This window comes from Corynebacterium sp. J010B-136, assembly GCF_002967075.1.
GTDB lineage: Bacteria > Actinomycetota > Actinomycetes > Mycobacteriales > Mycobacteriaceae > Corynebacterium.
Genome location: NZ_PUGE01000017.1, coordinates 1 through 906 on the forward strand (window position 1 = coordinate 1; position 906 = coordinate 906).

Consider the following 906-nt stretch of genomic DNA (forward strand, 5'->3'; position numbering starts at 1 on the left):
CGACTTGCCATCCTCACCACGCTGACCAATCAACGACTCCAAGAAATCATTGACATCACCGTCGTTACCAGCCTCAATCCACAGCTCGTACGCAGACTTACCATCTACACCCGGCTGACCATCAGCACCGTCATTGCCATCCTGACCATCAGCGCCCTTTAACGACTCCAAGAAATCATTAATGTCACCATCATTACCAGCGTCAATCCACAACTCATAAGCAGACTTACCGTTCTGGCCCGGCTCGCCTTGATCACCCTTAGCAACAGTAACGACCGTTCCATCAGAGAACTCAATAACAGTATTACCGTCATCATCAGTCGAGGTACCGGTGATAGTTACCGACTCACCATCAACACCATCATCACCCTTAGGAACAGTCACTGTGGTTCCATCAGAGAACTCAATCTCCAAATCACCATCAGCGTTAACCTCCTGGCCAACGACAGTAATCGACTCACCATCTTGACCATTAGCACCATCGCGACCAGCAGGAATCACAACAACGTTGCCGTCCGAGAACTCGATGACAATATTGCCTTCGTCATCAGTCGTAGAGTTTTCAATGGTGATCGAGTCACCCGCAGGACCAGTCGGACCAGTAGCCGGCACACCAGTGTCAGTCTCACCAATCCACCAGTTACCGTTTTCACCAACCTGTGGGGTCAAACCATCCTGGCCCGGCTCGCCTTGATCACCCTTAGCAACAGTAACGACCGTTCCATCAGAGAACTCAATAACAGTATTACCGTCATCATCAGTCGAGGTACCGGTGATAGTTACCGACTCACCATCAACACCATCATCACCCTTAGGAACAGTCACTGTGGTTCCATCAGAGAACTCAATCTCCAAATCACCATCAGCGTTAACCTCCTGGCCAACGACAGTAATCGACTCACCATC

Annotated in this window: 1 pseudogene; it reads right to left on the reverse strand. The window is 50.1% G+C overall.

The window, feature by feature from the left end:
- Positions 1 to 906, reverse strand: a pseudogene (locus C5Y44_RS13345) (DUF4988 domain-containing protein); the annotation flags it as partial.